General features: G+C 32.9%; 4 protein-coding genes. All 4 read right to left on the bottom strand.

Annotation, left to right across the window (positions count from 1 at the left end; all coding sequences use genetic code 11):
• Positions 1-55: 55 nt before the first annotated feature.
• The 4 genes from AAGD87_RS07565 to AAGD87_RS07550 all read right to left on the bottom strand — a co-directional run bounded on the left by AAGD87_RS07565 (position 56) and on the right by AAGD87_RS07550 (position 13,674).
• Positions 56-805 carry an NTP transferase domain-containing protein gene (locus tag AAGD87_RS07565; protein ID WP_341817601.1) on the bottom strand — a complete coding sequence of 250 codons (750 nt, stop codon included), beginning with the start codon at positions 803-805 and terminating at the stop codon, positions 56-58.
• 120 nt (positions 806-925) lie between these two features.
• On the bottom strand, positions 926-9,526 hold the full coding sequence (locus AAGD87_RS07560) for an ankyrin repeat domain-containing protein (protein ID WP_341817600.1): 8,601 nt from the start codon (positions 9,524-9,526) through the stop codon (positions 926-928).
• 372 nt (positions 9,527-9,898) lie between these two features.
• Positions 9,899-10,978, bottom strand: coding sequence for an ankyrin repeat domain-containing protein (locus AAGD87_RS07555; RefSeq protein WP_341817599.1), 1,080 nt, complete (start codon positions 10,976-10,978; stop codon positions 9,899-9,901).
• Positions 10,979-11,073: 95 nt separating this feature from the next.
• Entirely contained in the window at positions 11,074-13,674 is a 2,601-nt protein-coding gene (locus AAGD87_RS07550; RefSeq protein WP_341817598.1) for an ankyrin repeat domain-containing protein, read from the bottom strand.
• Positions 13,675-14,113 lie beyond the last annotated feature (439 nt).

Here is a 14,113-nt window from a genome sequence, read left to right as displayed (position 1 = left end):
TATAAAACCAGTATAAAACAAATGTCAACTTAAATTAATGAATAAAAAAATGTAGTTATGAAATAAAAGTTGGCTGCCTTCTTTCTTGAAAATAGTGTTCGGCTTTAATCAAATCCTCTTTATTATTTACTCCCATTGCTTCTCTTTCATCAGTAACTACATAACCTACACTCAAGTTATTGGTTGCTGCAATGGGTACTATATCATTAAGACAATATTCATTGGTCGAATTATTAAATTTTATTTCTTTTACTAAGGTAGAGAGATCTTTAGCATATGAAGCTATTATTCCAGAGTTTGCAAGAAGCATTTTATCTCCATTTTTTAGGATTTTTTGAACATTGCCGTAATTATCAATTACTAATCTTCCATATTGTTCATCTTGACTATTGAATCCAAGAAGAACTAAATTATTATACTTTAAACAATCAGTCATTTTCATAACTGTATCACTAGATATAAAAGGAGTGTCTCCATACTGTATTAAAACTATGTCTTGATCAGATAACTCCTCCAGATTTTCTAGAGCAATTTTAACTGCAGTGCCAGTACCTGTAATATCTTCTTGAATTATTAGTTTTATATTGTATTGATCGATTATACTTTTTAGGGTATCAAAGTTTTCTAAATCTTTTAGAAGGGAGTTGTTAACAACAATTGATAAGCTTTTTAGACTCAGCGATTTTGCATTAGAAATTATATGTTCTAAAAGAGTAAGATTTCCCACTTGGTGCAACGCTTTTGAATATTCAGAATTCATTCTACTGCTCTTTCCTGCTGCTAATATTATCAAAATGTTACTCATACATGACTTAGGGATTGATTAGATAGTAAGTTAATTTATAATTAATAAGATGTAAAGCCCACTATAATTTTCTAAATGATCTAGATCTTGGCACCCTCATTAGAGTTTCATTTAAGAGAGCTATAACTTTAAACTCTTTACTCGATTTTCTACGCTGACATCTTGTAAACTCTGATCTGGACTTTTTAATATTTCTAATAATCTACTTGCAAGGTTTGAGTGTTTATTGATTACTGCAACCTGGACTAATGACTTGCCTTGATCATCACGAGCATTTGTTACAGCTACGCGCTCATCGGGTTTTATTGCTCTCAGCTTACTGATAATTTCAACATTACCATTTTTTGCATTTTTAAATAGCTCTTCTACTAATTTCAATAGGTTAGTAATATTTTGGTCTCGAGAAAGATCAAGTGGTGCTTTACCTTCTTTATTCTTGATGTTATAAATTGCACCATGTTTTAATAAAGATTTTACAACTTCCAAGGAGCCACCTTTAGCCGCAACATGAAGTGATGTAGTACCACCAGAAGTTGTTCTAGCATTAATAAAGTCATTTAATTTATCACGACTTACATATTGTAATAAAACTTCAACAACTTCTCTGTAACCTTTGGAAGAAGCTATATGTAATGGCGTATTGCCCTTGTTAGTAATTTGAGCAACTTCAGCTCCATTTTTTAATAAGGTACTTACAACAACATCTATGTTGCCGTTGTTAACAGCATGGTGTAATGGTGTTCTTCCATCGGTATCTTTGAAGTTAACAATTACCCCTCTTTTGATGCAATTCTCAACCGCTAAAGGATTGTCATTTTCTATGGCCTCAAGTAACTTTTCAGAAAAAGCAGACTGTAACCTCTGATTGATTGACTCTAAAAACCTTTTTACAGGAATGTCAATATTAAGTTCAACCATTTCTATGAACGATCTTACATCTTTCTTTAACTCACTATGCAATAACTTATAATATTTTGTACCTTGCCCTTTGGAAACGAAGCATTCAGCCTTCCCACCGTAAGCTTCATCTGTATACCCTGACGTTATGTGTTTTGGATCAAATTCTAGTGCTACTAGCATATCATTTACTGACTGTATGCTTTTATTATTTATCGAACCAGGTACACAATCTTTGTATACCTCAACTAAGCGATATGCATTTCCTAGGTAATAAGAACCTTCCTTAAGAGTTTTCCAAGGAGAAGTATTCTTTTCTGAACTATATGGTTGCGACATGCTACGCAACATAGGAAGGTAAAGCTCAGAAAAACGGATATGCACCTCTGTAGCACTTTTAAGCTTCTCAAGTTGATCCAACTCACATTCAGGGCTAAACTGTGATTGAACTTGATCTGGCTCCTTCAGCATTTTTAACAATTTAGTTGCAATATTCTTATGTTTATTGGCTATAGCAACTTGCAATAATGTATTCCCTTGATTATTACGAGCATTTGTTATAGCTAAGAACTCATCAGGTTTTACTGCTCTTAGCTTGCTGATAGATTCAACATTACCATTTTTTATATCTCTAAACAATTCTTCGATCAATTTCAGTAAGTTAGTAACTCTTTGGTCCTTAGAAAGATCAATAGGTATTTTACCTTCTTTGTTCTCAATTTTATAAATTGCACCATGTTTTAATAAAGATTTTACAACTTCCAAGGAGCCACCTTTAGCTGCAACATGAAGTGATGTAGTACCACTAGAAGTAGTTTTAGCATTAACAAAGTCATTTAATTTATCACGACTGATATGTTGTAACAGAACCTCAACAATTTCTTTGTAACATTTGGAAGTAGCAGTGTGTAATGGTGTATTACCTTTATTAGTAACTTGACTAACGTTAGCTCCATTTGTTAGTAAGATGTTTACAATATCTATGTGTCCATTGCTAACAGCGTAATGCAACGGTGTTCTTCCATCAATATCTTTATCGTTGGCATCAGCTCCATCTTTTAACAGACGCTGAACAGTTCGTATATCACCTTTACTAGCAGCAATGTTGATATCTTTCTGCAGATGCTGGAGAACCTCTGATGCTTCGCTACCCTCAAGCTTAAATCTAAAATTAATCATCTCTATCTTTTTTAAAATATCTAAAACACTCGGATGACTTGGTCCAAAAACAGCTTTTCTTTGATCTAAACTTTCTCTGTAGACTTTAAGTGCGCTGATCCATTTCCCTTGAGCAAAAAGTACATTTGCTATGTTGTATTGAGTATTCAAGGTTTCTGGGTGATTTTGTTGTAAAGCTTTTTTCTGGATATTTAAAACCTCTTGAAAAGCTTTCAAGGCTTCATGATATTTATTTTGATTGAAGAGTACCCCAGCAATGTTATGTAACGTTCTCAAGGTATCAGCATGATTAATACCTAAAATTATTTTCTTCTTTTCAAAAACCTCTTTATAGATTTTTAAGGACTCTTCGTATTTACCTTGGTTAGCTAGTACCATTGCTATATTATTTTTGGCACTCACAGTGGCTAGATCATGTGTACCTAGTGTTTCTTTCCTCTTTTCAAAAACTGCCCTATTGATATTTAACGCTTCTTCATATTTTCCCTGTTTATCTAATACTAATGCCATGTGAAACTGAGTATTTAAGGTATCTGAATGATTTGACCCTAGTATTTCCTTTTGTCTCTGATAGACTTCTTGATAAATATTAAAAGCTTCTTCATCTTTCCCCTGTCTATGCAGCACTAAAGCGATTGTACTTCTTGTACTTAAAGTATCCTTATCGTTTAAACCCAGCATTTCTTTTTGTTTCTGAAAAATCTCTTTAAGCATATTTAAAGCTTCTTGGTAAATTCCTTGCTTATATAGCACTTTGGCTATATATGTCTGAATATCTAAAGTACCAGGATTGTCTGGTCCTAGTATTTCTTTTCTTCTTTCAAATGCGCTTCTGAAAATACTTAAGGCTTTTTGGTAATTGCCTTGATTCAAGAGCACTAAAGCTGTATCAATCTGAGCGGATACGTCACTTTGCGATATCTGCTTCAACTGCTCGACTTTTGAAAAGTTACTATGTACTGCAGCAACTACTAACGTTTTGTTCTCTCTATTACGAGCACTCATCACTGCTTTTACTGTATCAATATCCTTTATCTTATTTAGGTCATTAATAACTTGAGCATTACCATCTTTAACCTTTTTAAATGATTCACTGACTAGTTTAAATAAGCTAGTTATACTTTTATCCACAGTAAAATCTGATGGTGTTTTCCCACTGTCAGAGACAGCATTGTATACTGCACCATTAGACAATAGGGCCTTTACAACTTTTAAGTGAGAGAACTTAGCAGCATAATGCAGAGGAGTAAACCCCTTGTTACCAACCACATTAGGATTAGCTTTATTTTGTAATAGAATATTGACAACTCCATCATAGCCCTTCCATGCAGCATAATATAATGGTGTTACACTATCAGCATTTTTGGCATTAACAAACGCTCCTGCTTTAATGTAATTCTCAACCTCTGAAGAGCTATTACGTTTTACAGCCTCAAATAATTTCTCAGTTGATGCTAATAGATTGATAACGTCTTTATCGTTAGTCATTTCTAATGGTCTTCTACAAAGCTTGTCAACAGCGTTATAAACTGCACCATTTTTTAATAAAACTTCAATAACGTCTTTATAACCAAAATTAGCAGCAATATGCATAGGAGTTAAGCCATTAGTATCTTTAGCATTAACGTCAGCACCTTGTGCTATCAAATACTTTACAACTTCTAACCGACCTTTCATTGCAGCATAGTGTAGTAATGTCTGGTTAGCTGTACCAAGCTCATTAATACTCAACCCCTTGCTAAGGAAAAACTCTACGGTATCTTTATAACCTTCTCTAGCTGCAATGTGTATAGGCTTTGATCCAGAGGCATTTTTAGCATTAATATTAGACCCTTCATCTACTAGACATTTTACCATTTCCAAGTTACTTTCCTGTGAAGCAATGTGCAGTATAGTCCAATCATCATTGCCTTTAGCATTCATATCTACTTTTTTATACTGCAGTAACATTTTAACCACTCGCAAATGACCATGTGCAACTGCTAATTCTAAAGGTGTTCTGCTCTTATTATCCTTAACATTAACTTTTGCTCGATTACTTAATAGGACTTCAACAACATTAACATGGCCGTGTCCTGCAGCTATATGTAGTGGAGTACCTTCAACATTTACAAAGTTAACATTAGCCTTGTTTGCTATCAAAACTTCAGCAACTTCTTCATGGCCTTCTTGTGCCGCAAGATATAATGGTGTTATACTATTAATAGTCATAGCATCAACATTGGCTCCCCTTTCTATCAGAGCATTTACTATCCCCTTATGTCCTCTTTTAGCAGCCAAATGTAATAGTGTAGCATCTTCAGGACCTTTTATATCAATATGGGCCTTGTTTTTTAGCAAAATCTCTACAATATCCCTATAACCAGCGAGTACTGCTAATGATAAAGGTTCACCACCTTCTGCATTAACACTAGCTCCATTTTCTACAAGAACTTCAACGATCTCCTTATGATTATGCTTAATAGCAGAAAGCAATGGTGTTAGGTTGTTACTCTTAACATTAACACTGGCTCTATTTGCTACCAAAATTCCAACGATTTCCTTATGACCTCCTTCCACAGCTACATGTAATGGTGTACTACCTGCAATACCTTCTGTGTTAACTTTAGCTTTATTTTTTATTAAAAGATTCACAATATCTTTGTGACCTCCCACAATAGCTGCATGTAAAGGTGTAAGACCATAATTAGCACTAGTATTGACTTCAGCTTTACTTTTGATTAGAAAAGCAATAGCGTCTTTATGTCCACTTAGAGCAGCTACATGCAATGGAGTTATGCCATCATTAGTTCTAGCATCAACTTCAGCTTTATTTTTTATTAGAAGATCAATAATATCTTTGCTACCATTCATCGCAGCTGCATGTAATGGTGTACTACCCTTAATGTCTTGAGCTCTAACTTCAGCTTTATTTCTTATTAGGAGTTCAATAATATCTTTGTGACCTTTCAGAGCAGCTACATGTAATGGTGTTAGATTATTATTGGCTTTATCATTGATTTCTACTCCATTTTTTATTAAAAGCTCAGCAACTGCCTTAAGACCACTCTCTGCTGCATAGTGTAATGGCGTAGCATTATTTTTATCTTTAGCGCGAATGTTAACCCCATGCTCGAGAAGAGCAACAACTATCTTCAAGTGGCCACTCTGCACTGCAAAATGTAGTGGGGTTATACCTTCCACAGTGGCAATACTAGCATTTGCCTTATTTGTCAGTAAAGCCTTAACAATTTTCTCATGTCCATCTTTTGCTGCGTAGTGCAAAGGTGTGTTATTATAGGTTTTGTCAACAACATTAACATTAGCTCCATGCTTCAATAAAATATTAGCTATCTTTTCATGACCGTTTTCTATTGCATAGTGTAATGGTGTACAACCATCTATAACTCTGGAGTTAACATCGGCTCCTTTGAGAATTAAAGCATTCACTACTTCTAGGTGGCCATTTAGTGCTGCTGTATGTAATGGTATTCCCTCCTTATCGTTTCTTGCATTAACATTTGCCTCATTTTTCAGTAAAAAATTAACTAGCCCTAGATAACCACTTTCTGCAGCTATATGTAGTGAAGTAAAGCCACCCATAGTTTCGTTGATGTCAACATTCGCTTCTTTTTCCAGCATAATCTTAGCAACATCAATATGATTGTTTTTTATTGCATAGTGTAAAGGTGAAAAACCAGCTATATCTTTGGTATTAGTATTAGCATTATTTTTTAGTAGAATTTCAACAGCATCTTTGTGACCATTTTTAGCTGCAATATGTAGTGATGTTTTGCCACTATTATCTAGATCATCAACATATACACCTGTTTTTCCTATAAAAAATTCCACAATATTTTTCCTTCCATATGCAGCAGCAATATGTAGTGGGCTTTGACCATTAATATCTTTAACATTAACGTCTAAATTTTGATTAAGAACAAATTTTATAATTTCAAGACTAGGTCCCTTAGCAGCAAAATGTAATGTAGTCCATGAGTTAATACTTCTAGCATTGATGTCTGCTCCTTTTTTGAGATAACTCTTTAAGTCTTCAAGATTTCCTTCTTCCAACGCAGCAAACATTTTTTCCTGATTAGTAATAGTGATAAGGTTTTGATCGTATTTATCTTTCAGCTTGGAAGGATCATCTCTTACCGACTTGCCAATTTTCTTCTTACTTTTTATTACATTTTCTGAAATAAGTTTTTTAGCGTTCAAGATAACTGCTATTGAGGGATCAGATAACAATACATCAACTAAGGTATTATCGTGTGCTAAATGATTACGCAAACATTTTCCAGTTAATAAAGGAGTGTTATCATCTAAAAAAAGTAGATTGTTTTCTAGATGCTTCTCTGATCTACCTAAAATTGACATTATATCCAGAACAAGCATTTCTACTACTGCTTGCAACTTTTTATTCCTCTTGTAGGAAGGAAGCTTTTCAGTTAACTTGCCACTTAATGCGTTATTCCTCAAAATACTTTTCAGTTCAGATAACTTCAGTTCAAGCTGGTTATTGTATTTTTCTTCTGTTATGTTGTAAGCCTTCCTTTGTTTATGTATAGGAATAAACGAACCTTTCTCATTCAACTTGTTTCTTAATTTCTCAATCCATTTAAGGTCACCTGTTCCAAGTTCAGCAATGTAAAAAATCTCACAAGTTAATCTATTTACTTTATCAAGGTTGTCATCCTGTATTCTTGACCTAACACTATGAGAAATTTTCATTGATAGTTCGGCTATTTCTTTAAGATTGTGAGACTCTATTTGGGAAGGAATATTCTCTAGTGTTTTATTAGCAAAGAATTTTATTCCTCTAATAACATTATGGTCAATCTTATTGTCATTCAAACCAACATCTAAGCTCTTTAATGATATAAACGCCGTAACATAATCAGTTCTGATATTTTTTGATTTAGTTTTTGCAAAATTGATTATGTTATCAATTTTATTAAACAGCTCCTTTTCATAATTCGTCTTTTCAGTTATATTATTGCTTAATTCTTTTATGAGTTTTTCAAGCTTATCATGTTCCATCACTTTAAAACTCTCTGTAATCATTTCATCTAATTCAACGTTACTAAATATTCCAGCAACTTCTTTTATCTCGTCTAAGTTTTCACTTCTGGTAATTTTCTTTAGCAATATTATGACTATTTTAATCTTGTTATTGTAAAGAATATCAGTAATTACATTATCGATTCTTTTAGTATCATTTTGAACACCAATAAAAAAGTTAACATCTGTATTTTCCTCAATCTCTGTTCTTTTAGAGAGCGAGTAAGCATGTGATAGTGAGTTACGTAAATCTATAATGACTTCTCTTGTGTTCTTTGGTAATGATAGTAGAAGAAGCTCGCTTGTAGTGCTAGATAACTTGGGAGATTCTAGAGTGTTTTTTAAATATTCACCAATAACCTGTAAAACCCTTGTAATAATTAACTGTCCTTCCCTTTCTTTAGGATTAGCTGATAATGCCAACTTTATATAATCACTTATTTTTTCTAAAGAATGAATATCCCTAATTTGTTGATAATTGCTATACAACTCTCCAAATTGAGGATAATTGCTAACGATCTCTGCAACAACCCTCTCACGTTTTAACTTCGGGAGATCAGCAAATTTACCAATGTCCACACCTTCTATAATATCTTTTTCTTCTTTAAGTTTCTTTGCAAAATTTTCCAAGTGGTCTAGTATTTTACTTTTATTCAATGTGGCATTATAGAATAGATTCATTTCCTGTCGTTTTATGTGAGAAGAAACAAAACTGATCAAACAAAATTCCATTTCTTCCCAAGGTAGTCTATCGTAGGTTGATTTCAACTGCCGCTTTAATATATGAATATTTTGTGCAATAAATTTTGCTATGAATAAAAACTTTTCATCTACTTTTTCTGTGTTTGAATACTCTGCCTTTAACAGGCTAATATTTTGAAGTACTAACTCAATCCGCTCTCTTATGTTATTAAGATAACTCTTCACATTCTGATCTTGTCCAGAAGCACTAGAGAAAAAACGGAGGTTTATCAATTTATTTTCAACAAAAATTTCTATCTCTTCTGATAATAATACGTTCTTTAGCTTTAATTCCTCATAAGCTCGTGAAAGAATTTCATCTAATTCCCTGAAATGAACAGCAAAATAATTACCTGGCCATTTATTAATGAGTGTATCAAGAAGTTCAACATTACCTGAACGTATAGCATAATAAAACGCATTATGGCATGTTTCATCCTCATCATCTGGTAATATAGTAGTTTCTCTGATGCCAACAGATAAATTACTGAGAATTTTACTATTATTGCCAAGTAGGTATTCTAAAATCTTTACCTTATTGTGTTTACAAGCTAAGATAACTAAGTTAGTACTCTTAACAGGATTGTTAGCATTATCATAATAGTCTCTCAAAGTTACTTGATCTTCTGCATCACTTATGTAATCAATAAAATTGCTTAATTTTTTTAAGCTGTCGACATTACCATCTGATATTGCCTCTTCGAGTTCAGTTAAAACCAGGAGATAAAGTTCTTCAGCTTTTGCTTTTCTGCGGTAGAGCTTTTTATATTCTCTAATAAACTCCTCTTTTGATGTGTAAGAACGTGATAAAAACTGTTTATCTTCTTGATAAAAACTGGTTTGTTGTTTAGGTACATGCATAAACCCTCTCTGAGATATATTTACACCAGTATTAGAATAGCAAAGTTTACTTAATATGGCAAAAATTAAAATAGCATCTTTTGTTAATAAAATATTTTTGAGAGAATATCTACTAATCCTGCAATTTCAGGACGAAAAGCCTTCACAACATTTGATTTTGGGTGTGGGAAATGTGTTGGTTGTTTAAATTTTTAGTAACACCTACTAATAATAACCCGTTTGAAAACAACAAAGAGAAATGATGATCAACTTACATAAAAAAGCACTAAGTTTAGTGTTTTGGCATTATAGCAATCTCTTATGTATCACCTCTCTGGAACCATACGACTAATTGTTGTTCATAAAAAACTCTAGTACTGACAAAAAATGTATTTATTCTAATCTTGCACGTTTGGTATCATTACTTATAGAAGTTTCATAAAGTCTTGTACCAGGCTCTACGAGATTATTTAAGGAACTTAAAGATTGAAAAGTACGTTTATTGGAATCATCAAACGCTACTATAAAGTTTAACAAGTTATCATTAGATAGATATTCAGTTATATTATATGTAGAATCATGATCCAGAATAATTTTCTTTTCTTTGGCATCTTGATCTGCCACATCTAATTTAGTATAAAATTGTATCTTACTTAACTTATTTAACAAATCTGCTCTTTCTAAAAAAGGTTTTACCTTATCTAATATGATATCATTATATATAGGATAGCGTATGGAATAATCAATTTTTGCTAGTCTTACAGATAATTGATTATTATATAGTACATGTATGTTGAAGTTATTTGTAACAAATTCATATAGTGGAAGGCTATCTTTTATTTCATCTGTTTTCATTTGAAGAATTTCACAAACACAGTCATCTAGATAACTTGATAATTTACTGTAATTACTGAATCCTTTATAAGGAGATAAGTCAATAATTTTTCCGTAATCCTTATTGAAGTTCCTTACTAAAGTAAATTTAATCAACAATTTAGCGCATGCTAGATCACTTACAGCGTTATCTAAAGATGTGGAACAATTATCATAAAGCCGTCGTTCACGATTTCTTATATTAATATCAGCTCCATATTCTAATAGTTCTTTAACTACTTCCAGATTTTTACCACTTTTTTTTACAGCATGGTTCAGTGCAGTATTGCCTTTACGGTTTGTTGCATTTACATCAGCACCATGTTTCAGAAGTTCTCTAACTAATTCTAATTCCTTCCCCAGTGTTATAGCAGAATGTAGTGGAGTTTCACTATACATGTTTCTTGAATTGACTTCGGTACCACCTAACAAAAGCTCTTTAGTAATTTCTACACTACTAGTAGTATGAAGTAACGTATCTCTATTCCTTTCTACTCTAAGGTTAGCATTAGCACCTGCAGACAAAAGAGCTTTAACTTTTTCTAAGTTTCGTTCATAGACTGCTTTTTCTAATTCTTTGTTAATATTATTATTTAGCATATTTTTAAAATCCTCCTAAATTTCACTATTTTGTAACAAAATTTTTGTATATTTTCTAGATCTTGGCACCCTCATTAGAGTTTCATTTAAGAGAGCTATAACTTTAAACTCTTTACTCGATTTTCTACGCTGACATCTTGTAAACTCTGATCTGGACTTTTTAATATTTCTAATAATCTACTTGCAAGGTTTGAGTGTTTATTGATTACTGCAACCTGGACTAATGACTTGCCTTGATCATCACGAGCATTTGTTACAGCTACGCGCTCATCGGGTTTTATTGCTCTCAGCTTACTGATAATTTCAACATTACCATTTTTTGCATTTTCAAATAGCTCTTCTACTAATTTCAATAGGTTAGTAATATTCTGGTCTCGAGAAAGATCAAGTGGTGTTTTACCTTCTTTATTCTTGATGTTATAAATTGCACCATGTTTCAACAAAGATTTTACAGCTTCGAAAAAGCTATTTTCAGTAGCAACATGCAACGATGTAGTGCCTTTAACTATTGTTTTAGCATTAATAAAATCACTCAATTTATTGTGGCTTACACGTTGTAACAAAGCTTCAATAATTTCTTTATGACCTTTGGAAGCAGCAGTGTGTAATGGTGTATTACCCTTGTTAGTAACTTGAGTAGCATCAGCTCCATTTGCTAGCAAGATATTTACAACTTTTATGTGCCCATTATTAACAGCATAATGTAATGGCGTTCTTCCATCCACGTTCTTCGAATCAATGATTGCTCCATCTCTAATGGAACTCTCAATTCCTAAATAATTATTATCTTCTATAGCCTTAAATAACTTCTCAACCAATTTTAGTAATTTTATTACTTCTGGGTTTCCTCTTCTTTCCGCAAAGTGTAATGGTAAAACATATCTACCTCCTTCAGCTCTAGCATTAAAGTATGCTCCGCTCATAAGTAGAGACCTAACTATATCTAAATTACCAATTTGTGCCCCTAAGTGTAAAGGCGTAGCATTTTTATCCATTTTTGCATTAACATCCGCTCCATTTATAATAAGAGTTTTAACTACCTTAGGATGACCATATTGAGCTGCAAGATGTAGGGCTGTGCCTTTATTTTGATTTTCTTTTACATTTACATCAGCACCATGTTTCAATAGAACGGTTGCTATCTGATCATAACCTTTTTCTGCTGCAAAATGTAAAGGAGTCCAATTTGTGTGATCTAAAGCATTAATATCTGCTTCCTTTTCTAAGAGCAATTCAACCACCTCTAAATGATCATGGTCTACTGCAAAGTGTAGAGGTGTAGTACTTTTAACTGTTTTAGCATTAATGTCTGCTCCTTTATCAAGCAAAGATTTAGCAACTTCTAAATTACCATCATATGCTGCACAATGTAGAGGAGTCCAACTTCTGTTATCTAGAGCATTAATATCTGCTCCATTTTCAATCAAGAAATTCATTATTTCCAAGCGATTATGTTCTGCTGCCAAATGTAGAGCTCTTCTACCATCATCCATCTTTGCATTTATATTTGCTCCTTTTGCAATTAAGCTCTCTACTATTTTTAAAGAAAAACCATTATATGCTGCATTATGTAAAGGAGTCCAATTCTGATCATCCACGGTGTTAATGTTTGCTCCATTTTTAATTAAAAAATCACTCACCTCGAAATGACTTTGCTGAATTGCTAGATGCAAAGGTGTAAAACCTTCGTTTTTTTTAGCATTAACATTGGCTTTTTTCTCTATTAGTAGCTTCACTACTTCTAAGTGACCATTCTGAGATCCTATATGTAAAGCTGTGGAATTATCGTGGTCCTTAGCATTAACATCAATTCCCCTTACGAGAAGAAGAGACTTAACTACTCCAAAGTGATTACGTTCTGCTGCTAAATGTAGAGGTGTAAGATTCTCATAATCCTTAGCATTAACATTAGATTTTGCTTTTAGTAAAATGTCTACTAACTCTAAAAAGCCATTTTGAGACGCTAAATGTAGAGGTGTAATCTTATCATCTGTTTTTGCATTAACGTTTGCTCCCGCTTCAAGCAGAACTTTAACTATATCTAACCTACCAGTTTGTGTTCCCAGATGTAAGGGTGTAATGTTTGCATCAACTTTATGATTACCTATGCCTGAAGATCCAGCGTTAATATTAGACCCTTGTGAAATAAGAGCTTTAACTACTTCGAGGTTAACATTTTGTACTGCAGAATGCAAAGGTCTTGCTCGATCATTATTTACAGCATTAACATCTAATCCCTTTTCAATAAAAACATTTACTATATCTAGATGACCATTCTCTGCTGCTAGGTGTAAAGGTGTATTAAGTTTATCTGTTTTAGTACTAAGATCTGCTCCATTTGCAATCAAGGTGTTGACTATATCTAAATATCCTTGCTGGGATGCAAAACTTAAAGGTGTAAAGCCTAGAATGGTCTTATGGTTTACATCTGCTCCATGAGCAATAAGAAAGTTAACCATCTCTAAGCGATTTTTTGCAATTGAAAAGTACAGTGGCGTAAAGCCATCGTACTTAATCTCTGAATTAATATCTAAACCTTCTCCTAATAAAGTGTTGACTAAATCCAACTGACCATTTCCTGCTGCTAAATGTAGTGGTGTAAGACTAAGATGTTTCTGAGTTTCATAATTTTCGTTTAAAAACTCTACAAAAAATTGTAGCTGATCCAGATTATTAGATATTCTATTAGTAAACATAAAGGCCTCGCATGAAGAATTTATGTAAAATATAGTATCTACAAGTTTTTAAGCAAGATAAATCTTCTTCTTAAAAAAGATACTGTGATCCAATCTGTGTGCTTATAACTTTTTTATTTGATCATGAGTGATCAGCTGTCTCAGCTGCAATAGAGACACCTGCCTTAAGTAGTTACATCAATTTTCTCTGTTTTTGCCCCTTTTTTTCTGATGAAGATGTCTTCATTCTTCTCAGTAGCCAACATTCTTTTTAAAGTATAATCGTTACGTGCACCAAAGCATTAATAATTATACACAATTGTGAAGAAATATTCAATCTTTTTATTGTTTTGAATGTGTTGATGAAAAAAACGTCTGTCAGAGATCATCTGAGAATTGCATTTTAGGCTTTAGATGTAGAAGGGGTCTTATCGTCTTTTTATAAATACTCTAAAAATAG

It is taken from the genome of Wolbachia endosymbiont (group A) of Pherbina coryleti, from assembly GCF_964026875.1.
Lineage (GTDB): Bacteria > Pseudomonadota > Alphaproteobacteria > Rickettsiales > Anaplasmataceae > Wolbachia > Wolbachia pipientis.
The sequence above is the reverse complement of the archived record's forward strand: the minus strand, read 5'-3'. Positions and strand labels throughout refer to the sequence as shown.